Raw genomic sequence first — 21,305 nt, 5'->3', positions numbered from 1 at the left:
CCATCGATCCGGATCGAGGGAGCGACGGATGATTTCCGAGGTCGGGCATTTCGCCCTGGTTCTGGCCCTGATCCTGGCCCTGGTGCAGTCGGTGGTGCCGGTGATCGGCGCCCGGCGCAACGATGCGGCGCTGATGGCGATCGCGCCGCCGGTGGCGGTGACGCAGCTGCTGCTGATCGCGCTCAGCTTCGCGGCGCTGACCCACGCCTACGTCGTGTCCGACTTCTCCGTCGTCAACGTCTACGAGAACTCGCATTCGGCCAAGCCGATGCTCTACAAGATCACCGGCGTCTGGGGCAACCACGAGGGCTCGATGCTGCTCTGGGTGCTGATTCTCGCGCTGTTCGGCGCGGCGGTCGCCTGGTTCGGCGGCAACCTGCCGACGACGCTGAAGGCCAACGTGCTCGGCGTGCAGGCCTGGATCACCGTCGCCTTCCTGCTGTTCATCCTGCTCACCTCGAACCCGTTCCTGCGCCTCTCGCCGGCGCCGATGGAGGGGCAGGATCTCAATCCGCTGCTGCAGGACATCGGCCTCGCCATCCATCCGCCGCTGCTCTACCTCGGCTACGTCGGCTTCTCGATCTCGTTCGCCTTTGCCGTCGCGGCGCTGATCGAGGGCCGCATCGACGCCGCCTGGGCGCGCTGGGTGCGGCCGTGGACGCTGGCCGCCTGGGTGTTTCTCACCGCCGGCATCTCGATGGGCTCCTACTGGGCCTATTACGAGCTCGGCTGGGGCGGCTGGTGGTTCTGGGATCCGGTCGAGAACGCCTCGTTCATGCCGTGGCTGATCGGCACCGCGCTGCTGCATTCGGCGCTGGTGATGGAGAAGCGCAACGCGCTGAAGATCTGGACCGTGCTGCTCGCGATCCTCACCTTCTCGCTGTCGCTGCTCGGCACCTTCCTCGTCCGCTCGGGCATCCTGACCTCGGTGCATTCGTTCGCCACCGACCCCGCCCGCGGCGTCTTCATCCTGACCATCCTGCTGATCTTCATCGGCGGCAGCCTGGCGCTGTTCGCGCTGCGCGCCTCGTCGCTGCAGGCCGGCGGCCTGTTCGCGCCGGTCAGCCGCGAGGGGGCGTTGGTTCTCAACAACCTGCTGCTGACCGCGGCGACGGCGTCGGTGCTGGTCGGCACGCTCTATCCGATGGCGCTCGAAGCCGTGACCGGCGACAAGATTTCGGTCGGCGAGCCGTTCTTCAACCTCACCTTCGGCCCGCTGATGATCCCGCTGCTGCTCGCGGTGCCGTTCGGGCCGTTCCTCGCGTGGAAACGCGGCGACATCTATGCGGTCGCGCAGCGTCTCTACGCCGCCTTCGGCATCGCGATCCTCGTCACGCTCGCCGTGATCTGGGCCACCTCGGGCGGCCCGGTGCTCGCGGCGCTCGGCATCGGCCTCGCCACCTGGCTGATGGTCGGCGCGGCGGCGGAGCTGCTGTTCCGCGCGCGCTTCGGCGACGTCGGCTTCGCCGCCGGCTGGCGCCGGCTCGCCGGCCTGCCACGCTCGGCCTACGGCACCGCGGCGGCGCATGCCGGCCTCGGCATCACCCTGCTCGGCATCGTCGCGGTCTCCACCTTCGAGGCCGAGACGATCACCGTGATGCGCCGCGGCGACACCGCCACCATCGGCGCCTACGAGGTCAGCTTCGACGGCTTCGAGAACCGGGCGGCCGGCACCTACCGCGAGCTCGTCGCCCACATGACGGCGCGCAAGGACGGCGAGGTGGTCGCCCGGCTCGATCCCTCGAAGCGCATCTACGAGGTGCGCCAAATGCCGACCACCGAGGCCGCCATCGTCACCCACGGCTTCTCGCAGCTCTACGTCACGCTCGGCGATACCACCGCCGAAAATGACGGCATCACCGTGCGGATGTGGGACAAGCCGCTGGTGACGCTGATCTGGCTCGGCACCGTCGCCATGATGCTCGGCGGCGCGCTGTCGCTGTCCGACCGCCGCCTGCGCGTCGGTGCGCCGAAGCCCGCCCGCGCCGCGCCGCGGCCCGGCCGCACGCTGGCCGCGGGCGAATGAGGAGGACGCCGATGTTCGCCCGCTTCGCCGCCACCTGCCGCCGCGCCGTGGTGGCCCTCGCGCTCATGACAGTGCCCGCCGCGGCCCTGCAGCCCGACGAGCGCCTGCCCGACCCGGCGCTCGAGGCGCGCGCGCGCACGATCTCGGCGGAGCTGCGCTGCGTCGTCTGCCAGAACCAGTCGATCGACGATTCCGATGCCGAACTCGCCCGCGACTTGCGCCTGCTGGTGCGCGAGCGGATCATGGCCGGCGACGACGATGCCGCCGTGCTCGGCTTCATCTCCGAGCGCTACGGCCGCTTCGTGCTCCTGAAGCCCCCGTTCGACTGGAGCACGGCCGGGTTGTGGGTGGCGGGGCCGGTGGTGCTTCTGATCGGCGCCGGCGCGCTGCTGATGGCGCTGCGCCGCCGACGCGCGGCGCCCTCCGCCGAAATCGGCCTCTCGTCCGAGGAGGAAGAGCGCCTGAAGCAGGTGCTCGGCCGTCCCGACGCCTGACCCCGTCTTGGCCGTGATTCCCGCGGCTTACAGGGATTTCACTAGGCATCTTCTCCGCGCTGTCGCACCAATGGATGGCTCGAACCGGGCCCGGCCCGTCCATTGCGGACGCCCGTGGTCTTGGTTCCGGACCCGTCAGGCCCTATCTGCCGAACGGTCCCGTCATCAGGAGGAGCGACAGACGCCATGATCGGTTCATCGATCGGCCCGAAGATCAACCGGACGTCGGGCAGGCGGCACATCGTGTCGGCCGCCCTGACGGCCGCACTCGCCGCCAGTGTCGCGACGTTCGCCGTCGTCGCGCCAGTCGCGGCTGAAAATGTCAGCGAGGGAGCCCCGGCGACCGCGCTGGTCGACTTCACCAGCCTGGTCGAGCGGGTGCAGCCCGCCGTCGTTTCGATCCGCGTGCGCGGCGAAGCGCCGAGCCGGCAGACCTCGCGCAATCTGATCCCGCAGATCCCCGACGATCACCCGCTGCAGGAATTCTTCCGCCGCTTCGGCGAGGAGGGCATTCCCGGCCTGCCGAACATTCCCGGGATGCCCGGTGGCCGCGGCGGCGACGAGCCGTCTTCGCCGCGTCCCTTCGCCCAGTCGCAGGGCTCCGGCTTCTTCGTCAGCGCCGACGGCTTCGTGGTCACCAACAATCACGTCGTCGAGAATTCGAGCGAGGTCACGGTCGTGCTCAACGACCAGTCCGAGCTCGAGGCGACCGTGGTCGGCACCGACCCGAAAACCGATCTTGCCCTGCTGAAGGTGACCGGCCGCGACGACTTCAACTACGTCACCCTGGCTGACGCGGACCCGAAGGTCGGCGAATGGGTCGTCGCCGTCGGCAATCCCTTCGGCCTCGGCGGCTCGGTCACGGTCGGCATCGTCTCGGCCCGCGGCCGCGACATCGGCGCCGGCCCCTACGACGACTTCCTGCAGATCGACGCCTCGATCAACCGTGGCAACTCCGGCGGACCGGCGTTCAACCTCCAGGGCGAGGTGATCGGCGTCAACACGGCGATCTTCTCGCCGTCCGGCGGCTCGGTCGGCATCGGCTTCGCCATCCCGGCGGCGGTGGTCACGACCGTGATCGAGTCGCTGAAGGAGAACGGCGTCGTCACCCGCGGCTGGCTCGGGGTGCAGATCCAGCCGGTGACCCAGGACATCGCCGATTCGATCGGCCTCGACACGGCGTCGGGCGCGCTGGTCACCGAGCCGCAGCCCGACGGGCCCGGCATCGCCGCCGGCATCCGCTCGGGTGACGTCGTGCTGAAGGTCGACGACACCGACATCGATAGCCCGCGGGCACTGGCCCGCCGTATCGCGAGCTATGCCCCGGGCTCGACGGTCACGCTCGGCATCTGGCGCAACGGCGAGGCGCAGACGCTGGAAGTCGAACTCGGCACGCTGCCGGCGGACCAGCAGCAGGCGGCGCTGACCCCGCCGGCGCCGATTCCGGATGAGCCGACCCGGCTCGACAGCTTCGGCCTCACCGTCGCCCCGGCCTCCTCGCGCGAGCCGGAAGCGGAAGGCGTGGTGATCGTCAGCGTCACGCCCGATGGCCCGGCCGCCGAACGCGGCCTCGCCGAAGGCGACATCATCCTCGAAGTCGGCGGCAAGGCGGTCAGCCGCCCGGCCGACATCGAACAGTCCATCCGGACGGCGAGCGAGAGCGGGCGCAAGGCCGTGCTCATGCGCGTGCGATCCGGCGATCAGGTCCGCTTCGTCGCGCTTTCCCTGGGGCGCGTCTGACGCGGCAAACGCAGCGCCCGCCATCGCCGTCCCTCCGGCGCGGCGGGCCGACGACCAGAGCCGCAGGCCATCTACCGGTGGCCTGCGGTTCGTCGTTTCGGCCCCTGCGGCGGTTCCTGTCCTCAATGTCATTTTCGCCGCTCGGCGATTTGCTCTAGAGATGAGCCTCGGCCCGGGAAGTCCGGCCGGTGGGGGGCTCGAAAGGGCGATACGGGCGGGCAATGCGGATTCTGGTGATCGAGGACGACCGGGAAGCGGCGGGTTATCTCGTCAAGGCGCTCGAAGACGCGGGCCATGCCGTGGTGCATGCGGCGGACGGTGACGACGGACAGGCGCAGGCGGCCGCCGGTGGGTTCGAGGTCGTGGTCGTCGACCGGATGTTGCCGAAGCGCGACGGCCTCTCCATCGTCGACGACATGCGCCGCCGCGGTGATTCCACGCCGGTGCTGATCCTCTCCGCCCTCGGCCAGGTCGACGACCGCGTCGCGGGCCTGCGCGCCGGCGGCGACGACTATCTCACCAAGCCCTATGCCTTTTCCGAGCTGCTCGCCCGCGTCGAGGTGCTCGCCCGCCGCAATCGCCCCGTCGAGGTCGAGACGCAGTATCGCTGCGGTGAACTGGTGCTCGACCGACTCGCCCACGCCTGCCAGCGCGGCAGCGTCGACATTCCGCTGCAGCCGCGCGAGTTCCGCCTGCTCGAATATCTGATGCGCCACGCCGGCCAGGTGGTGACGCGCACCATGCTGCTCGAGAACGTCTGGGACTATCATTTCGACCCGCAGACCAACGTCATCGACGTGCATATCTCGCGGCTGCGCGCCAAGATCGACAAGGGCTTCGACCAGCCCATGCTGCACACGATCCGCGGCGCGGGATACATGATCCGTGATGGCGCTCCGTAGGCTCTTCCGCACGACCGCGCTCAAGCTGTCGCTGCTGTACCTCGTCGTCTTCGGCGGCCTGACGGCGTTCCTGCTCGGCTACATCTCCTACAACACGACGGCCTTGCTCTCGCGCACGCAGGAGAGCTCGATCTCGGCCGAGATCGCCTCGCTGACCGAGGATTATCGCCGTGGCGGCATCCGCCGGCTGGTCGAGACCGTGCTGCAGCGTTCGCGCTGGCCAAGCGCCAGCCTCTACATGGTCACCGACTTCTCCGGCCGCACCGTCGTCGGCAACGTCGCCGACCTGCCGATGACCGTGTTCGCCAATTCCGACGGCACCCCGCAGCCGGTGATCTACCGCCGGCTCGAGGGCGATGGCGCGCGCGACTACACCGCGATGGTGCAGGTGTTCCAGCTGCCCGGCGGCTTCCGCCTGCTGGTCGGGCGCGACGTGTCGGAGCGCGAGGAATTCGGTCTCGTCATCCGCGATTCGGTGCGCCTCGCCATCATCGTCATCGCGCTCACCGGGCTCGCGAGCTGGATCTTCGTCGGCCGGCGCGTGCTGAAGCGGGTCGAGGGTGTCGCCGAGACCTCGCGCCGGATCGTCTCCGGCGATCTTTCGCGGCGGCTCGACGTCGTCGGCTCCGGCGACGAGTTCGACAACCTCGCCGGCAGCCTCAACGGCATGCTCGACCGGATCGAGCAGTTGATGGTCGGCCTGAAAGAGGTCTCCGACAACGTCGCGCACGACCTGAAGACGCCGCTCACCCGCCTGCGCACCCGCCTCGAGACCGTGCTGCGCACCGCCCGCAGCGACGCCGACTACCGCGCCGCGATCGAGACCTCGGTCGAGGAAGCCGATGCGCTGATCCGCACCTTCGACGCGCTGCTGCGCATCGCCCGCGTCGAGGCCGGGTCCGCCGGTGAGGTCGCGAGCGACCTCGACGCCGCCGTGGTGCTCGCCGACGTCGGCGAACTCTACGAGCCGGTGGTCGAGGACGCCGGCGGCCGGCTCGAACTCGACGTCGAAGGGCCGCTGCCGGTGCACGCCAACCGGGCGCTGCTGTCGCAGGCGCTCGCCAACCTGATCGACAACGCGATAAAATACGCGCTGCCGGACCCCGAGACGGAGACCGTCCGGGCGGACGCACCGCCGCCGCGCATCCGCATCGTCGGCCGCCGCACCGGCGCCCTGGTGCATCTCTCCGTGGTCGACGAGGGGCCGGGCGTGCCCGAACAGGACCGCGAGCGCGCGACGCAGCGCTTCGTCCGGCTCGACGCCAGCCGCAGCCGACAGGGCTCCGGGCTCGGCCTCAGCCTCGTCGCGGCGGTCGCGCGCTATTCCGGCGGCAGCTTCCGCCTCGCCGATGCCGGCCCCGGCCTCGCCGCGGTGATTCAGCTGCCGGCGGCCGACGAGCACCGGCCGGACGAGAAGAAACAGGGTGAGGACCAGCATGTCAGCTGACGCAGAGGCGACGCCGCGCGGCGCCGCCGCGCTCGCGGCCCGGATCCGGGACGTCCCGCCGTTCGGCCCCGACCGCGCCGCCGCCGAATCCGACCTCGCCGACGTGCTCGCCGTCGCCGCGCCGGAGGCTGCTGCGCTCGCCGACCTGCTCGTCGCCGTGCCGGCGGCGCGCGACTTGCTCGTCTCCACCATGGCCAACGCGCCGTTCCTGCGCGACCTGATGCGCGGCCGGCCCGAGCGGGTGCTCGCCTGCCTGACCGAGGCGCCGGAGGCGCGCATGGCGGCGCTCGTCGGCCGGCTCGGCGACGAGGTGCCGCCGACCGAGGCCGAGGCGATGCGCCTGCTGCGCCAGGTGAAGCAGGAGGCGGCGCTGCTGATCGCGCTCGCCGACCTCGGCGGCGTCTGGAGCCTGTTCGAAGTGACCGGCGCGCTGACCCGCCTCGCCGACGCCTCGGTCTCCGCCGCGATCCGCTTCCTGCTGCGCGAGGCCGCCGCCCAGGGCAAGTTCCTGCCGCCCGATCCCGCCGACCCCGAGGCCGGCAGCGGCCTGATTGTGCTCGCCATGGGCAAGCACGGCGCGTTCGAGCTCAACTATTCGAGCGACGTCGACCTGATCGTCTTCTACGACGCCGAGGTCGCCCCGGTGGCGCCGGGCGTCGAACCGGCGACCTTCTTCGTCCGCCTCGTCCGCCGCATGGTGCGCATCCTGCAGGACCGCACCGCCGACGGCTATTCCTTCCGCACCGACCTGCGCCTGCGGCCCGACCCCGGCGCCACCGCCATGGCGATCTCGGTCGCCGCCGCCTTCGTCTACTATGAGAGCATCGGCCAGAACTGGGAGCGCGCGGCGCTGATCAAGGCGCGGCCCTGCGCCGGCGACATCGTCGCGGGCGATCGCTTCCTGCGCGAGATCGGCCCGTTCATCTGGCGCAAATACCTCGACTACGCCTCGATCCGCGACATCCACTCGATCAAGCGCCAGATCCACGCCCACAAGGGCCACGGCCGCATCGCCGTCGCCGGCCACAACATCAAGCTCGGCCGCGGCGGCATCCGCGAGATCGAGTTCTTCGTCCAGACCCAGCAACTGATCGCCGGCGGCCGCAATATCGAACTGCGCGGCCGCGAGACGGTTCCGATGCTGTCCGCCCTCGTCGATCTCGGCTGGCTGCAGCCGCAGGTGCGCGACGAACTGGTCGAGGCCTACGTCTTCCTGCGCACCGTCGAGCACCGCATCCAGATGGTGAACGACGAGCAGACCCACCGCCTGCCGGAAACCCCCGCCGGCCTCGACCGCATCGCCCGCCTGTCCGGCTTCGGCGACGGGACGAGCTTCGGCGCGGCGCTGACGAAACGGCTGACGCTGGTGACCGGGCATTACGGCGAACTCTTCGACCAGGAGGCGTCGCTCGCCATCGATGGCGGCAACATGGTGTTCACCGGCGACGAGGACGACCCCGGCACCATCGAGACCCTGCGCGGCCTCGGCTTCAGCCGGCCGGAGGAGGTGACGCGGGCGATCCGCGCCTGGCACTTCGGCCGCTATCCGGCGACGCGCTCCACCAAGACGCGCGAGATCCTGACCGAGATCACGCCGCGCCTGCTCGACGCCTTCGCCCGCACCGACGCCGCCGACCAGGCCTTCAACGCCTTCGACACCTTCCTCTCGCGCCTGCCGACCGGCGTGCAGCTGTTTTCGCTGCTCAGCGCCAACCCCAATCTGCTCGACCTCGTCGCCACCATCATGGGCACGGCGCCGCGGCTCGCCCAGGTCGTCGCCCGCCGCGCCCACGTCATGGACGCAGTGCTGGAGCCGGCCTTCTTCGGCGCGGTGCCGGACGAGGAGGAGATCGCCCGCCACCTCGACGAGACGCTGGCGCAGGCCCGCTCGTTCGAGGAGGCGCTCGACCGGGCGCGCATCTTCGCGCACGAGCAGCAGTTCCTGATCGGCGTGCGCATCCTGTCGGGCACGCTCTCCGCCCGCCGCGCCGGCGACGCCTTCGCCCGCCTCGCCGATGCGCTGCTGCGCGCGGTGCTCGGCCGCGTCGTCGCCGTCTTCGAGGGCAATCACGGCAAGGTGCCGGGCGGGCGCATGGCGTTGCTCGCGCTCGGCAAGCTCGGTGGCCGCGAGATGACCGCGACCTCCGACCTCGACCTGATCCTGCTCTACGACTACGACCGCGAGGCCGCCGCCTCGGACGGGCCGAAGCCGCTGGCGCCGAGCCAGTATTTCGCGAGGCTGACCCAGCGCCTCGTCACCGCGCTGTCGGCGCCGACGGCGGAGGGCAAGCTCTACGACGTCGATTTCCGGCTGCGCCCGTCCGGCAACTCCGGCCCGCTCGCCACCCGCATCGACGCCTTCGCGCGCTACCAGCGCGAGGACGCGTGGACCTGGGAGCACATGGCGCTGACCCGCGCCCGCGTCGTCGCCGGACCGGAGGATTTCGCCGCCGAAATCGAGGCGGTGCTCGCCGAGACGCTGACCCGGCCGCGCGACCGCGCCGCGACACTGCTCGACATCGCCGACATGCGCGCCCGGGTCGAGACCGACCGGCCGGCGAAGGACATCTGGGACCTGAAGCTCGCCCCCGGCGGCCTGTTCGACGTCGAGTTCGTGGCGCAGGCTCTGGAACTCCTGCACGGCCACGATCACCCGGAGATCCTGTCGACCTCGACCGAGGCGGCGTTGCGGGCCGCGGCGGAGGCCGGCGTGCTGGAGGCCGTGGATGCCGACGTGCTGATCCCGGCGCTGACGCTCTACAGCGACCTCACCCAGCTGATCCGCCTCGCCATCGAAGGCAACTTCAAGGTCGCCGACGCCCCGCGCGGCTTCCTCGACCTCGTCGTCCGCGCCGGCGAAATGCCGAGCATCGCGACGCTGGAGGCGCACCTCGCCGCGACCCAGGCCGCCGTGCGAGGGGTGTTCGAAAAGGTGGTGGGGAAGGTCGCGCGCAAACCCGAGGCGGAGCCGAAGCCGCCGGGCGAGGCGCCGCAGGGCGCTTGACGGGCCGGGCCGCACTGCGTTGATCAACCACTTTCAGATTGATCCACGGGCGCCAATCTGACCGACCTCTGTCCCACCTCATCCTGAGGAGCGCCGCGCAGCGGCGCGTCTCGAAGGACGAGGTGGCCACGGTGGTCGCCCCTGTGGCGGCAGGGAACAACGGGGCCGCCCCCGCCCTTCGAGACGGCCCGTTCCGGGCCTCCTCAGGGTGAGGGCGGGGAGGGGGGCAAACCCAGGAAAAGCCTCACGGTCGGCACTAGGGAGCCCGGGCCCCGAAAAACCATTCCCCCTCAGTGCACCGTCCGGTCTTCCAGCGTGCCATCGTCCGGCGTTGCCCCCGGCAGCAGGGTGCGCAGGCGGAGGGTGTCGCCGGCGAAGGTCGGGGAGGCGATGCGGGGCAGGTCGACGACGACGGTGGTGCCGACGCCCTCCTGCGACTGGATCGTCATGCTGCCGCCGTGCAACTCGGCGAGCGAGCGGGCGATCGCAAGGCCGAGGCCGGAGCCCGGATGCTTGCGCGTCATCTGGTTCTCGACCTGCACGAAGGGCTTGCCGAGCCGGGCCAGCGCCTCGCGCGGAATGCCGATGCCGGTATCCTCGACGGTGAGCCGGGCGACGTCGTCGATGAGTTCGGTCCGCACCCGCACCCGGCCGCCGAGCGGCGTGAACTTCAGCGCATTGGAGACGAGGTTCAGCGCCACCTGCTTGATGGCGCGGCGATCGGCGAGGATCGGCACCGGCACCGAGAAGTCGGTGACGAGCTGGATCGAGCGGTCCTCGGCCTGGTTCTTCATGATGCGGGTGGACTCGGCCAGCACCTCGTCGAGGTGGACCGGCTCCAGCGTGAGATTGACCCGGCCCGCCTCGATCTTCGACATGTCGAGGATGTCGCTGATCACGTTGAGCAGGTAGGTGCCGCTCTCGTGGATGTCGTTGCAGTACTCGTCGTATTTGATCGAGCCGAGATCGCCGAAGATGCGCGAGCGCATCACTTCGGAAAAGCCGATGATCGCGTTGAGCGGCGTGCGCAGCTCGTGGCTCATCGAGGCGAGGAACTCGGATTTCGAGCGATTGGCCGCCTCGGCGCGCGCCTTTTCTTCCGCATACTTGTCGGCGAGCTCCACCAGCTGCTGCGTCTGGGTCTGCAGCTTCTGGCGCGACTGGCGCAGGTCCGCCACGGTCGCCATCAGGCGGCGCTCGCTGTCGAGCAGCCGCTCCTCCTGCTGCTTCAGCTCGGTGATGTCGGTGCCGACCGACACGAAGCCGCCGTCCTTGGTGCGGCGCTCGTTGATCTGCAGCCAGCGCCCGTCGCGCAGCTGCGCCTCGAAGGTGCGCGCGCCGTCATCCTGCGAGAGCGGCTGCAGCCGCGGCGCGCTGTGCACGATTGGCTGCGTGCCGGCCGACATCACCTCGTCGTAGGGCGTGCCGGGGGTGACCAGCTCGGCGGGGAGGCCGTGCAGGCTCTGGTACTTCGAATTGCACATCACGAGCCGGTTGTCGGCGTCCCACAGCACGAAGGCTTCCGAGATCGTCTCGATCGCGTCGCGCAGGCGGAGATCCGCGGTCTCGTTGGCTTCCGCAAGGCGCTTCTGCTCGGTCTCGTCGACGGCGATGCCGATCAGGTGCGGGGTGCCGTCGCGGTCGCGCACGATCTCGGCGCGCGCCCGCAGCCAGACCCAGCGCCCCTCGGCGTGGCGGATGCGGAACGAGAAATCGACCGAGCTCTGGCCGGATTCCAGCAGGTCGCGCGCCATGGCGTAAAGGTCGGTGTCGTCGGGATGGATCATCGCCTGCAGGTCGCCGAAGCCCATCAGCTCGGAATTTGGCTGCATCCCGAGGATGACGTACATCGACGGCGACCAGAACAGCCGCCCGCGCGACAGGTCCCAGTCCCACAGGCCGCAGCGGCCACGCCGGAGCGCCGTATCGACCCGGTGCTGGGTCTGGGCATAGAGGTGGTCGGCCTCGCGCGCCCGGCTCGTCTGCACGAAATAGGCGTAGACCACGACGATCAGGATGCAGCTCGTGCCGATGAACAGGCTGACGTTGACCGAGACGTCGCGCCGCCAGCTGGCGAACACCTGCTCGAACGGCTGGTACACCGCCACCTGGCCGCGGTCGCCGGCGAGGTTGCGCACCGTGGCGTAGACCGTCGGACCGGACGGCAGGTCGATCTCGAGGATGCCGGCGCGGGCGCCGAAGGTGGTGAGCGGCTGGCCGTAGCCGAGGATCTCGTTGAGCGAGCGGCCGGTGAGGGCCGGGTCTTCCGGTGCCGTGCTGACGACGGTGCCGTCGGCGTCGGCGAACAGGATCTTGCGCCCGCCGCTGGTCGCGGTCGGCGGCAGCGCCTCCTGCAGCGTGGTGCGGATCGTCATGCGGTAGCCGGCGCCGTCGGCCGGGACGGGCGCGGCCGACAGGGTGCTGTCGAGCGCCTCGGCGATCAGCGCCAGCATGTCCTGAGCCGCCGTGTCGGTCTCGTCATGCCGGTCGGAGAGGCTGTAGGCGCGGGCGACCCCCACCACGATCAGGAACACGGCGATGAGCACCGGGATCGATCGCCGGAGGATCGGTTCGGCCTGCAGCAGCCGCTGGTAAGCGGGATGGACGATCAACCGCGCGTGTCCTCTCATCGCCTCGTCGGCTTCCGATGCGCCGAAGAAGCGCAGTCGCCAGCGTTCGGACGCAGCTGCGTCCGTTGTTCGAGCCATCGCTCGTCCCCTCTGGGTGCCTACGCGCGACTAGGTGGAGGACCGGGAATACGCCCCGAATCGAGACCAGTGTGAATCGCGGAGAATCACCTTGTCCAGAGGCAAGCGCCATCAATTTGGACTATTTCGCGGCAGACCTTCGCCTGCCGCGGAAAGCCTCAGGCGAGCGAGCGCTCGGCGATGTCGCGCACGTCGCGGGAGAGCTCGGGCTTGGCGACGATGCGCTCCAGCGCCGCCTGTGCCTTCGCGCGCCGCCCGGGCTCCAGCGAGCGCCAGGAGCGGAAGCTGACCAGCAGCCGCGCCGCCACCTGCGGGTTGGTCTCGTCGAGCCTGAGCACCACGTCGGCGACGAAGTCGAAGCCGGCGCCGTCGGCCCGCCCGAACGCCGCCGGGTTGCCGGAGGCGAAGGTGCCGACCAGCGAGCGGATGCGGTTCGGGTTGCGGAACGAGAACGCCGGGTGCTGCGTCAGCGCCTTCACGGCGTCCAGCGTCGCGGTGCCGGGCGCCGCCGCCTGCACGGCGAGCCATTTGTCGACCACCAGCGGCACCTTCGAGAAACGCTCGTAGAAGGCGGCGAGCGCCCGCGGTGCCTCCGTCGCGCCGTTCTGCACGAGGCTCGACAGCGCCGCGATCCGGTCGGTCATGTTGGTCGCCGTCTCGAAGCGCTCGACGACGGCGAAGATCGCTTCCGGGTCGCCCGAGGCGGCGCGCAGGTCGAGCGCGGCGTTGGCGAGCGCCCGCCGGCCGGCGCCGGCGGCGTCCGGCGCGTAAGGCGCGCTCTGGCCGTACTCGCCGAGCACGGCGTCGAGGCTGGCCGCGAGCCGGCTGCCGAGTTCGCGCCGCACGAAGCGGTAAGCCCGCGCCACCGCGTCCGGATCGACGTTGTCGCCGATCTCGCGGGCGATGTCGTTCTCCTGCGGCAGCGCCAGCATCAGCGCGCGGAACGCCGGATCGAGCCCTTCGTCACCGGCGATCTCGCCGAGCGCCGCCACATAGGCGGGATCGATCTCCGGCGTGCCGCCGGCGGCGAACGTCTGCGCTGCCGCGGTGAGCAGGTACATCGCGATCGTCGAGCCCGACTGCCAGCGATTGAACGGGTCGCTGTCGTGCCGCATCAGGAACAGGATGTCCGACATCGGCAGGTTGAACACCGGCCGCACCGGCGCGGAGAAGCCGCGCAGCAGCGACGGCACCGGCCGCTCGCCGATGCCGGAGAAGACGATCTCGTGCACCGGCTGGTCGAGCACGATGACGTCGCCGTTCACCTCGGCGCCGCTCACCGCCGTGATCGCCATGTCGCCGCCGTTCGGGCCGACGAGGCCGAAGCGCACCGGCAGCACCATCGGCAGCTTGGTCGGCTGGCCGGGGCTCGGCGCGAGCGTCTGCGCCAGCGTCAGCCGGTATTCCTTGCGGACCGGGTCGTAGTGGTCGCGGATGTCGAGCACCGGCGTGCCGGCCTGGCGGTACCACAGCATGAACTGCGACAGGTCGCGCCCCGAGGCTTCCGCAAAGCACGCGACGAAATCCTCGATCGTCGCGGCGTCGCCGTCGTGCCGGTCGAAGTAGAGGTCCATGCCGGCCTTGAAGGCGTCGTCGCCGATCAGCGTCTTCAGCAGCCGGATGACCTCCGAGCCCTTCTCATAGATCGTCGCCGTATAGAAGTTGCTGATTTCCTTGTAGACTTCCGGCCGCACCGAATGCGCCAGCGGCCCGCCGTCCTCCGGGAACTGGTGGCTGCGCAGCAGCCGCACGTCCGAAATCCGCTTCACCGGCCGCGAGCGCATGTCGGCGGTGAACTCCTGGTCGCGGAAGACGGTCAGCCCTTCCTTCAGGCAGAGCTGGAACCAGTCGCGGCAGGTGATGCGGTTGCCGGTCCAGTTGTGGAAGTATTCGTGCGCGATGACGGCCTCGATGCCGCCGTAGTCCTGGTCGGTGGCGACGTCCTGGTCGGCGAGCACGTATTTGTCGTTGAAGACATTGAGACCCTTGTTCTCCATCGCGCCCATGTTGAAGTCCGACACCGCAACGATGTTGAACACGTCGAGGTCGTACTCCCGGCCGAAGGCGGTTTCGTCCCAGCGCATCGAGCGCTTCAGCGCGTCCATCGCATAGCCGCAGCGCGGCTCGTTGCCGTGCTCGACATAGATGCCGAGCTGCACGGTGCGGCCCGACATGGTGACGAAGCTGTCCTCGACGAGGCCGAGATCCCCCGCGACGAGGGCGAACAGGTACGAAGGCTTCGGGTGCGGGTCGTGCCAGACGGCGAAGTGCCGGTCGGTGCCGGGCACCGGGCCGCTCTCCACCGGATTGCCGTTGGCGAGCAGCACCGGGGCTTCGGCCAGCGGCGCCTCGATGCGCACGGTGTAGACGGCGAGCACGTCCGGCCGGTCGAGGAAATAGGTGATGCGGCGGAAGCCTTCCGCCTCGCACTGGGTGCACCAGTTGCCGCCCGTGCGGTAGAGGCCCATCAGCTTGGTGTTCGCCGACGGATTGAGCCTGGTGACGATCGTCAGCGTGAACGGCTCGGCCGGCGGCGTATGCAGCGTCAGCCCGTCCGGTGCTGCGGTGTAGCCGTCCGCCGGCACCTCGACGCCGTCGACCAGCAGGCTTGCGAGGGTGAGTTCGTCGCCGTCGAGCACCAGCGGCGCCCCCGCCGCCGTGCCCTCGCGCCGGGCAAAGCCGATCTCCGCCGTCACCACGCTCGCCGCGATGTCGAGCGCGAAGTCGAGCCGCACCCCGTCGATGGCGTAGGCACTTGGGGTATAATCGGCGAGGCGGACGGGCGTGGCGATGTCGGTGCGCATAGATTGTTCCGGACTGTGATCGGCCGCGGCGCCGTCAGGCGTTGGAACGGCCGGAAAGGCATGGTCTAACCGTCGCCACCGATGCAGGCAACACGGTGGCGGCGTCCGGTGCCGGCTTGGTTGATGGGGCGTTCGGGTTTTGCCGAGCGGCAGCCGGCGCCACGCCACCTTGCAGCCCACCTGCGCCGGGTTTATTCGCCTACGAATGTTTCCGTCCGATGGAGTTCCGATGCCCGGTCCCTTGCAAGGTGTTCGCGTCCTCGAACTCGCCCGCATCCTCGCCGGCCCGTGGTGCGGCCAGATCCTCGCCGACCTCGGCGCGGAGGTGGTGAAGGTCGAGGCGCCGGAAGGCGACGACACCCGCACCTGGGGCCCGCCCTTCGTCACCAACGACGACGGCACCCCCGGCGACGCGGCCTACTTCCACGCCGCCAACCGCGGCAAACGCTCCGTCATCGCCGACTTCCGCTCCGAGGAGGGCCGCGCGCTGGTGCGCCGGCTCGCGGCCGAGTCAGACGTGCTGATCGAGAACTTCAAGGTCGGCGGCCTGAAGCGCCACGGCCTCGACTACGACAGCCTCGCCGCGCTCAACCCGCGGCTCGTCTACTGCTCGATCACCGGCTTCGGCCAGGACGGGCCCTATGCGTCGCGCGCCGGCTACGACTTCATCATCCAGGGCATGAGCGGCTACATGGACCTCACCGGCGCGCCCGACGGCGAGCCGCAGAAGGTCGGCGTCGCGGTCGCCGACCTCTACACCGGGCTCTATTCGACCGTCGCGATCCAGGCGGCGCTGCTCCACCGCGAGAAGACCGGCGAGGGCCAGCACATCGACATGGCGCTCTACGATACGCTCGTCGGCGTGCTCGCCAACCAGGCGCAGAACTATCTCGTCTCCGGCAAGGCGCCGCGCCGCCTCGGCAACGCCCATCCGAACATCGTGCCCTACCAGGTGTTTGCCGTCGCCGACGGCCACATGATTCTCGCCTGCGGCAACGACGGCCAGTTCGCCCGGCTCTGCGACATGCTCGGCGTGCCAGGTCTGCGCGACGATCCGGCCTTCCGCACCAACGGCGCCCGCGTGCAGAACCGCGCCCGCCTGATCCCGCTGCTGGAACCGCTGCTCAGCCAGTTGCCGCGCGACGACATCCTCGCCCGGCTGGAAGCCGCCGGCATCCCCGCCGGGCCGATCAACACCGTCGACCAGGTCTTCGCCGACCCGCAGATCCTCCACCGCGAACTCCGCCTCGACCTCCCCGTCACCGGCGTCGCCGGCGGCACGGTCCCGCAGGTCCGCACCCCGATCCGCTTTTCGAAGACCCCGCTGGAGTACACGAAGGGCGCGCCGCGACTGGGGGAGGGGGAGTAGGGGGCGCGTTCGCGGACGCATCGGAGGCGTGTCGCCGCGGACCTCCCTGTGCTATACGTGTATGGCACCCACGGAGACCGCCGCGATGCTGGCCCTGCGCTTGCCGCCCGATATCGAAGCCCGGCTCGACGAGCTCGCCCGGCGCACCGGCCGCAGCAAGAGCTTCTACGCCCGCGAGGCGATCCTCGAGCACCTCGATGACCTCGAGGACATCTACCTCGCCGAAAAGCGCCTCGAGGATCTGCGCCGCGGCGACAGCGACACGGTGAGCCTCGCCGACCTGCTCGCGCGCCATGGCCTTCCGGATTGAGTTCGAGCGCCAGGCCGAGCGCGAACTGTCGAGGCTCGGTAGCGACGACGCGCGCCGCGTCTTGCGTTTCCTGCACGACCGCCTCGCGCGCCTCGACGACCCGCGCCAGATCGGCGAGGCCTTGAAGGGCGCACAACTCGGCGGCTTCTGGAAGTACCGGGTCGGCGACATCCGCGTCATCGCGCATATCGAAGACCGGCAGGTGCGCATCCTGATCGTGCGCATCGGCAACCGGCGCGAGGTCTATCGCTGAGACCGGGCGACGGGATCTCGACCAATCCGAGGTAGCGCCGCGAGCGCCTCGCCACTTGACCGCCGGCCGGCATCGTCGTCTCGTGGGCGGCCCGCTCAACCGATCGCCGAGACCTCATGTCCGTTCGCATCAACGAGGATCTGCTCGCCGCCCTCGAGGACCTCTATCGTGTCTTCGCGGACCGGCGGCCGAACGGCCAGGTCGACGCATCGCCGCTGAAAGATGCAGAGCGCATCGCGCAGCTGACGGCTTCGCCCCTGCGGGACGTCCCCGCGAGCGTCATCGAGTACTATGTCGACGGCGCGCTGTGGACGATCGGCGACGCGCGCGATTTCCTGCATTTTCTGCCGCGCGCGCTGGAAGTCGCCGTGCGTGAACCCGGCCTTGGCGATCCGCTGCTGGTCGCGACCAAGCTGACGATGGTGCCCGCGGCGGACTGGGCCGACCCGAAGCGGTCCACCGTCATCACCTTCTACCAGCGAGCGACGCATGCGGCCGCCATCACCAATCCGGCGAAGTCGATTGCGGTGATCGACTGGCTGCATGGCTGCGGCGTGCTGGGGCTCCCCGCGGCGCCGCTTCTCGCCGAGTGGCTGAGGACACCCTATCTCAACGCAACGCTGCAGATGGCGACGGCCATCACCCAGCAGGTGCCGATGCACATCGCCCGTGGCGACTGGAACGACGTCGATCCGGCATTCGCGGCCGCCGTCGCCGACTGGATCGGCGGCACGGCCGTGCAGGAGCGCATGCTGGCCGATCTCGACCGTCTCGATGCGGGCGGGCGCGATCTCGTCGAGACGGCGTTCATGTATCTCTGACGCGGTTTGATGGCGGTCGGGAAACTGGTTGCCCAGCGGCATCAGGACTGCTGCGCACGGCGCTGCCTGCACGATCCTGCAAAGGCGACAAGGGCCAGGACAGCAACGCCTTTCGCACGCAGATCGACCAAAAGGCCCGTGCAGCCATTCAACCCTGGGCTAAACTGGAGCTGGTACTCAGCCGGGAGCAAAATGACGTTCGGCGCAGGTTCGGCCGCCACCCCGGACGGTTATTCCGGGTCTCCTGGTTTGCCCTGACTGGCGACCGAGATGCCTGGGAACTGAAGCACGCGATCTTTGAATTTATTGAAAGAAGCATCAAAATCGACACACGATCTACCTTTTGCATCATATATCGCAATATCGAAATCCAAAATACTCCTCGAATTGTAAAATAGTATTGAGCATTCGCTGTTTTTTATTTCTATCACTAATTCTCCGTCTGGAGAAACAATTGAATAATTCATCGTCGAGCTCATGTCTGAGGCAATTATCTCAAGATTTTCCAGTAGGGAAGCTCTTGCCTTGTTTGATACGGTGACGGATATGGAGCTTTTCGGCGGACGAGTATCAGATGCTTCCGATCTGATATTAATCAAATCATCCGAATGAAAAAACAATAATGCGATTAAAAATATAGCGATATAGTATCTCATTGGCGCACCATTGCTAGATGATGTTCTAGAACGAAAAAATATTGATCTTCAGAGATTGCAATAGGCGTGCCGCGGGGTATCGCCAGATAGAGCGCGCGGTGCAGCAATTGACGGACGCAAAGGCCCCCACCCTGCAGGCCGCTATAGCTTGGCCTGAGTTCAACCGTCCCTCAGGATGAAACATGTCGGGATTTTCCGCCATCGCCTCCTGTTCGATCCGTCCGCCAGCGTTTCGCCAACCGCATGTCATTCGCCAGATCGCATTCCCGCCCCCGATTGCCATCCCCCCGCTCTTCCTCTAGTCTCCGCCGCCATGTCGACCAATGCATCTTCCCAGGGCTGGTGGTGGCGGACCGCTTGAGCGGCCGTCGGCGCATGCGTTGGGCATGAGACGAAGACGAGGCCGCTCCGAACCCCGGAGGCGGCCTTTTTCTTTGCCCATCGAAGATCACGGGCGACAGGAAATCGGGTGGCTCTCCGGGCCCCGGGGCGGGAACCAAGAACGAGGCGGGTCGGCGACAAGACCGGCCGGACGGAGAGTGACATGGTGAAGAGCGAAGACGGATTTTCGACCGCCGCCGGCGTCGAGGTCACCCGGCGCACCCGCGCGGCGACCTACAAGGACGCGACGCTCGGCTACATCGACCGGCTCGATGATCGCCGCGGCGCGGTGTTCTCGTCGAACTACGAATATCCGGGCCGCTATTCGCGCTGGGACATCGCCTTCGTCGATCCCCCCGTCGTGCTCACCGCCCGCGGCCGCCATGTCGTGATCGAGGCGCTGAATGCGCGCGGCCGCGTGCTGCTGCCGGCCTTCGCCGCCGCCGTCGCCGGCGACGACCTCGTCTCGCTCGACGTCGCGCCGGCGCGGATCGCCGCCGAGGTGAAGGCGCCCGAGGGGCGGTTTCCCGAGGAGGAGCGCTCGCGCCAGCCCTCGGTGTTCTCGATCATCCGCCGCATCGTCGCGCACTTCCGCGTTGAGGAGGACCAGAACCTCGGCCTCTGGGGTGCCTTCGGCTACGACCTCGCGTTCCAGTTCGAGCCGATCGACTTCAAGCTGCAGCGCCCGGACGACCAGCGCGACCTCGTACTCTATTTCCCCGACGAACTGCTGATCGTCGACCACTACCGCGCCGCGGCGACGATCTTCGCCTACGACTTCACCGTCGGCGGCGTCTCGACCGAGGACCTGCCGCGCGACTGCCCGCCGGCGCCGTACAAGCCCGCCGACCGCATTCCCGGCCGCGGCGACCACGAGCCGGGCGAATACGCCGCCTCGGTGTCGAAGGCGGTGGAGTACTTCAAGCGCGGCGACCTCTTCGAAGTCGTCCCCGGCCAGACCTTCTTCGAGCGGCCCTCGGCGCCGCCGTCGGCGATCTCGCGCAAGCTGCAGCAGATCAACCCGTCGCCCTACGGCTTCATGATCAACCTCGGCGACAACGAGTTCCTCGTCGGCGCCTCGCCGGAAATGTACGTCCGCGTCACCAACGGCCGCCGGGTCGAGACCTGCCCGATCTCCGGCACCATCCGCCGCGGCGGCAACGCGATCGAGGACGCGGCGCAGATCCAGACGCTGCTGAATTCGAAGAAGGACGAGGCGGAGCTCACCATGTGCTCCGACGTCGACCGCAACGACAAGAGCCGCATCTGCGAGCCCGGCTCGGTGCGCGTCATCGGCCGGCGCCAGATCGAGATGTATTCGCGCCTCATTCATACGGTGGACCATATCGAGGGCCGCCTGCGTCCCGGCATGGACGCGCTCGACGCCTTCCTCAGCCACGCCTGGGCTGTCACCGTTACTGGCGCGCCGAAGCGCTGGGCGATGCAGTTCATCGAGAGCCACGAGAAGAGCCCGCGCGCCTGGTACGGCGGCGCGGTCGGCGCAATCCTGATGAACGGCGACCTCAACACCGGCCTGACGCTGCGCACCGTCCGCCTGAAGGACGGCATCGCCGAGGTCCGCGCCGGCGCGACGCTGCTCTATGATTCGATCCCGATCGAGGAGGAGCGCGAGACCGAGCTGAAAGCCTCCGCCATGCTCGCCGCAATCCGCGAGGCCGGCCGCAGCGAGGCGGTGCGGCCCGACAAGGTGGCGGCAACGCTCGGCGAGGGGCTGAAGATCCTGCTCGTCGACCACGAGGACAGCTTCGTCCACACGCTGGCGAACTACTTCCGCCAGACCGGCGCCGACGTGCTCACCGTGCGCACGCCGCTCGACGACGACGTGCTCGCGAGTTACGCCCCCGACCTTGTCGTGCTGTCGCCGGGGCCCGGGTCGCCCACCGACTTCGGCTGCGCGGTGACGATCGGCAAGGTGCGCGCCCGCGGCACGCCGATCTTCGGCGTCTGCCTCGGCCTGCAGGCACTGACCGAGGCCTTCGGCGGCGAACTCGCGCAGCTCGACATTCCGGTGCACGGCAAGCCGTCGCAGATCAGCGTCGAGACGGCCGGGCTGTTCGAGGGCCTGCCGGAGCGGATCATCGTCGGCCGCTACCACTCGCTCCACGCGGTGCGCGGCAAGCTGCCGGCGGCGTTCCGCGTCACGGCCGAAACCGACGACGGCGTGATCATGGCGATCGAGCATGTCGACGAGCCGATCGCCGCGGTGCAGTTTCATCCGGAATCGATCATGTCGCTCGGCGACGAGGCCGGCCACCGCATCATCGAGAACGCGGTGCGCTCGCTGGTGGTCGCTCGCCGCAACCGCAAGCCGGTTTCGGCGGCAGCCATCTGATCCTGCATACCCCCCAAGATTTCGGGGGTATGTCATG

The 21,305-nt window shown here is 69.1% G+C and carries 14 protein-coding genes; 11 read left to right on the top strand and 3 right to left on the bottom strand.

Annotated features, from left to right (window positions below; all coding sequences use genetic code 11):
• Window positions 1–28: 28 nt before the first annotated feature.
• The 6 genes from I5731_RS07150 (at window position 29) to I5731_RS07125 (ending at window position 9,613) form a co-directional block, all read left to right on the top strand.
• Window positions 29–2,026 (top strand): heme lyase CcmF/NrfE family subunit, encoded by a 1,998-nt coding sequence (locus tag I5731_RS07150; protein WP_197310686.1) that lies wholly within the window; start codon window positions 29–31, stop codon window positions 2,024–2,026.
• A gap of 11 nt (window positions 2,027–2,037) precedes the next feature.
• Window positions 2,038–2,520: a cytochrome c-type biogenesis protein gene (locus tag I5731_RS07145; protein WP_197310685.1), complete on the top strand. Its 483-nt coding sequence runs from the start codon at window positions 2,038–2,040 to the stop codon at window positions 2,518–2,520.
• Between the two features lie 186 nt (window positions 2,521–2,706).
• Window positions 2,707–4,260 carry a Do family serine endopeptidase gene (locus I5731_RS07140; RefSeq protein WP_197310684.1) on the top strand — a complete coding sequence of 518 codons (1,554 nt, stop codon included), beginning with the start codon at window positions 2,707–2,709 and terminating at the stop codon, window positions 4,258–4,260.
• Window positions 4,261–4,481: 221 nt separating this feature from the next.
• Complete coding sequence (locus I5731_RS07135; RefSeq protein WP_197310683.1) at window positions 4,482–5,162, top strand: response regulator transcription factor; 681 nt, start codon at window positions 4,482–4,484, stop codon at window positions 5,160–5,162.
• Window positions 5,149–6,609 (top strand): ATP-binding protein, encoded by a 1,461-nt coding sequence (locus tag I5731_RS07130; RefSeq protein ID WP_210336261.1) that lies wholly within the window; start codon window positions 5,149–5,151, stop codon window positions 6,607–6,609. Before I5731_RS07135 ends, I5731_RS07130 begins: the two co-directional genes overlap by 14 nt.
• Window positions 6,599–9,613 (top strand): bifunctional [glutamine synthetase] adenylyltransferase/[glutamine synthetase]-adenylyl-L-tyrosine phosphorylase, encoded by a 3,015-nt coding sequence (locus I5731_RS07125; protein ID WP_197310681.1) that lies wholly within the window; start codon window positions 6,599–6,601, stop codon window positions 9,611–9,613. The genes I5731_RS07130 and I5731_RS07125 overlap by 11 nt, the downstream gene beginning before the upstream one ends.
• A 290-nt stretch (window positions 9,614–9,903) precedes the next feature.
• On the opposite strand, the gene I5731_RS07120 is transcribed toward I5731_RS07125, so the two are convergent.
• Both I5731_RS07120 and pepN read right to left on the bottom strand, forming a co-directional pair.
• Complete coding sequence (locus tag I5731_RS07120) at window positions 9,904–12,321, bottom strand: PAS domain-containing protein (protein ID WP_197310680.1); 2,418 nt, start codon at window positions 12,319–12,321, stop codon at window positions 9,904–9,906.
• A 158-nt stretch (window positions 12,322–12,479) separates the two neighbouring features.
• Window positions 12,480–15,125 carry an aminopeptidase N gene (gene pepN, locus I5731_RS07115; protein ID WP_197310679.1) on the bottom strand — a complete coding sequence of 882 codons (2,646 nt, stop codon included), beginning with the start codon at window positions 15,123–15,125 and terminating at the stop codon, window positions 12,480–12,482.
• A 229-nt stretch (window positions 15,126–15,354) separates the two neighbouring features.
• Between pepN and I5731_RS07110 the strand changes: the two genes are divergently transcribed.
• From I5731_RS07110 to I5731_RS07095, 4 genes are all read left to right on the top strand, one after another.
• Window positions 15,355–16,494: a CaiB/BaiF CoA transferase family protein gene (locus tag I5731_RS07110; protein ID WP_197310678.1), complete on the top strand. Its 1,140-nt coding sequence runs from the start codon at window positions 15,355–15,357 to the stop codon at window positions 16,492–16,494.
• A gap of 85 nt (window positions 16,495–16,579) precedes the next feature.
• Window positions 16,580–16,804, top strand: coding sequence for a type II toxin-antitoxin system RelB family antitoxin (gene relB, locus I5731_RS07105; protein WP_197310677.1), 225 nt, complete (start codon window positions 16,580–16,582; stop codon window positions 16,802–16,804).
• Entirely contained in the window at window positions 16,788–17,057 is a 270-nt protein-coding gene (locus I5731_RS07100) for a type II toxin-antitoxin system RelE family toxin (protein WP_197310676.1), read from the top strand. The genes relB and I5731_RS07100 overlap by 17 nt, the downstream gene beginning before the upstream one ends.
• 116 nt (window positions 17,058–17,173) lie before the next feature.
• Window positions 17,174–17,878: a hypothetical protein gene (locus I5731_RS07095; protein ID WP_197310675.1), complete on the top strand. Its 705-nt coding sequence runs from the start codon at window positions 17,174–17,176 to the stop codon at window positions 17,876–17,878.
• Window positions 17,879–18,108: 230 nt separating this feature from the next.
• Here I5731_RS07095 and I5731_RS07090 read toward each other — a convergent pair whose 3' ends face one another.
• Window positions 18,109–18,534, bottom strand: coding sequence for a hypothetical protein (locus I5731_RS07090; protein ID WP_197310674.1), 426 nt, complete (start codon window positions 18,532–18,534; stop codon window positions 18,109–18,111).
• Between the two features lie 544 nt (window positions 18,535–19,078).
• Here I5731_RS07090 and I5731_RS07085 point away from each other — a divergent pair.
• The gene (locus tag I5731_RS07085) at window positions 19,079–21,268 is read left to right on the top strand and encodes an anthranilate synthase component I (protein WP_197310673.1); all 2,190 of its coding nucleotides are present in this window, start codon (window positions 19,079–19,081) and stop codon (window positions 21,266–21,268) included.
• Window positions 21,269–21,305: the final 37 nt, after the last annotated feature.

Source organism: Methylobrevis albus, assembly GCF_015904235.1.
In the GTDB taxonomy this organism is placed as follows: domain Bacteria; phylum Pseudomonadota; class Alphaproteobacteria; order Rhizobiales; family Pleomorphomonadaceae; genus Methylobrevis_A; species Methylobrevis_A albus.
The sequence above is the reverse complement of the archived record's forward strand: the minus strand, read 5'-3'. Positions and strand labels throughout refer to the sequence as shown.

What these genes read in the sequence shown, in the direction of transcription:
- I5731_RS07100 (WP_197310676.1), top strand. Translation starts at nt 16,788, where the DNA reads ATGGCCTTCCGGATTGAGTTCGAGCGCCAGGCCGAGCGCGAACTGTCG.
- pepN (WP_197310679.1), bottom strand. Translation starts at nt 15,125, where the DNA reads ATGCGCACCGACATCGCCACGCCCGTCCGCCTCGCCGATTATACCCCA.
- I5731_RS07090 (WP_197310674.1), bottom strand. Translation starts at nt 18,534, where the DNA reads ATGAGATACTATATCGCTATATTTTTAATCGCATTATTGTTTTTTCAT.
- I5731_RS07150 (WP_197310686.1), top strand. Translation starts at nt 29, where the DNA reads ATGATTTCCGAGGTCGGGCATTTCGCCCTGGTTCTGGCCCTGATCCTG.
- I5731_RS07095 (WP_197310675.1), top strand. Translation starts at nt 17,174, where the DNA reads ATGTCCGTTCGCATCAACGAGGATCTGCTCGCCGCCCTCGAGGACCTC.
- I5731_RS07085 (WP_197310673.1), top strand. Translation starts at nt 19,079, where the DNA reads ATGGTGAAGAGCGAAGACGGATTTTCGACCGCCGCCGGCGTCGAGGTC.
- I5731_RS07135 (WP_197310683.1), top strand. Translation starts at nt 4,482, where the DNA reads ATGCGGATTCTGGTGATCGAGGACGACCGGGAAGCGGCGGGTTATCTC.
- I5731_RS07145 (WP_197310685.1), top strand. Translation starts at nt 2,038, where the DNA reads ATGTTCGCCCGCTTCGCCGCCACCTGCCGCCGCGCCGTGGTGGCCCTC.
- I5731_RS07110 (WP_197310678.1), top strand. Translation starts at nt 15,355, where the DNA reads ATGCCCGGTCCCTTGCAAGGTGTTCGCGTCCTCGAACTCGCCCGCATC.
- relB (WP_197310677.1), top strand. Translation starts at nt 16,580, where the DNA reads ATGCTGGCCCTGCGCTTGCCGCCCGATATCGAAGCCCGGCTCGACGAG.
- I5731_RS07125 (WP_197310681.1), top strand. Translation starts at nt 6,599, where the DNA reads ATGTCAGCTGACGCAGAGGCGACGCCGCGCGGCGCCGCCGCGCTCGCG.
- I5731_RS07140 (WP_197310684.1), top strand. Translation starts at nt 2,707, where the DNA reads ATGATCGGTTCATCGATCGGCCCGAAGATCAACCGGACGTCGGGCAGG.
- I5731_RS07130 (WP_210336261.1), top strand. Translation starts at nt 5,149, where the DNA reads ATGGCGCTCCGTAGGCTCTTCCGCACGACCGCGCTCAAGCTGTCGCTG.
- I5731_RS07120 (WP_197310680.1), bottom strand. Translation starts at nt 12,321, where the DNA reads ATGGCTCGAACAACGGACGCAGCTGCGTCCGAACGCTGGCGACTGCGC.